We start from the raw sequence: 1,850 nt of genomic DNA on the forward strand, positions 1-1,850 counted from the left end.
GCTCCTGTAGTGACTTTCGAAGAAGTTAGAACTGACGGAAATTGTGCCAGCAACTATACGCTAACCAGAACTTGGACTGCAACAGATGTTTGTGGAAACACTGCTTCTAAAACACAAGTAATTACCGTTAAAGATAAAACTGCTCCGGTATTGAGCGAGGCTCCTGCCGATGCAACAGCAGAATGTTCTGCAGTTCCTGCTGCAGCTACATTAACTGCCACTGATAATTGTGATGCTGCTCCTGTAGTGACTTTCGAAGAAATTAGAACTGACGGAAATTGTGCCAGCAACTATACGCTAACCAGAACTTGGACTGCAACAGATGTTTGTGGAAACACTGCTTCTAAAACACAAGTAATTACTGTTCAAGATAAAACTGCTCCGGTTATTGCTACTCTTCCAGAAACTTCAACTATATCTTGTCCTGTAACACCTGTGTTTACTCAAGCAACTGCTACTGACGAATGTGGTTCATCTGTGACTTTGACTTCTGAAGATGTGATAACAAACGGTCAGTGTGCTGGTTCCTATTCTATAACCAGAACTTGGACTGCAACTGATGCTTGTGGAAATGCTGCTACAGCTTCACAAACTATTAATGTAATTGATACAACTGCTCCGGTTATTGCAACATTACCTGAAGCTTCAATTGTCTCTTGTTCTGCTGTGCCAACTTTCGCCACAGCTACTGCAACTGACGAATGTGGTTCATCTGTAACTTTGACTTCTGAAGATGTAACAACTAACGGTCAGTGTGCTGGTTCCTATTCTATAACCAGAACTTGGACTGCGACTGATGCTTGCGGAAACAGTTCTAGAGCTTCACAAACTATTAATGTAATTGATACCGTAGGTCCAACTACAGCAACAGCTTTTACATCAACTATCGATGTGAATTGTGATGCAATTCCAACTAAACCTGAACTGGTTTTTGTAGATAATTGTTCCGCAGTTTCTCCAGCTGTATTTACTGAAAACATTATTAACAGAACCGAAAATTCTTATTCTATTGTAAGAAAATGGTTGGTGGCTGATGCCTGTGGAAATGCATCTGAATTTATACAAATCATTAATGTTACTATTGCCAATAATATTGTGACAATAAATAGCTCAATTTGTAATGATGGAGAAATTACAACTACTAACCTAAGTGATGTATTACCAGCGGGAACTCCTACAAACGGAACCTGGATTGATGTAAATAATTCGGGTGGTTTACAAGGAAGCATACTTAATGCTTCTGGACTTTCTGTCAAAGATTATATTTTTGAATATAAAATTAACGATGCAACTTGTCCAAGAACTATAAGAGTTGTCATGACCGTGAATACTGGTTGTGCTGGTATTGTATTAGCCTGTGGAACAATATTAGTTCATAATGCTATCTCACCAAATGGTGACGGAATTAATGAAAAATTCATAATCGATAATATTGACGATACTATTTGTTATCCAGATAATACCGTTGAAATTTATAACCGTTGGGGAGTATTGGTTTTTGAAACTAAAGGATATAATAATACAAGTAATGCTTTTGACGGTACTTCACATGGTAGAGTAACAGTTAGTGAACCGACAGGCTTACCTACCGGAACCTACTTTTATATCTTAAACTATACCTCTATTGATGGTAATGGAAAATCTGTAACCAATAAAAAAGACGGATATTTATATATAGTGAATAATTAAATTTAATACCTGAGGGCATTTTGTCCTCAGGTATAATTAATACAAATTGCCCTTTTTCTTGAATAACAAACCTTAAATAATTTTATCAAAACAATCAAAAATAAATTTGATAGATAATTTAAAATAATAAGTATCTACTATGAAAACAAAAATATTTTCTT

Annotated in this window: 1 protein-coding gene; it reads left to right on the plus strand. The window is 36.2% G+C overall.

The features are described from left to right. Positions 1–1,689 (plus strand): gliding motility-associated C-terminal domain-containing protein (locus OA85_RS16905; protein WP_039111030.1); only part of this gene is annotated, 1,689 nt, incomplete at its 5' end. Between the last annotated feature and the right edge of the window lie 161 nt (positions 1,690–1,850).

Source organism: Flavobacterium sp. AED (assembly GCF_000812945.1).
GTDB lineage: Bacteria > Bacteroidota > Bacteroidia > Flavobacteriales > Flavobacteriaceae > Flavobacterium.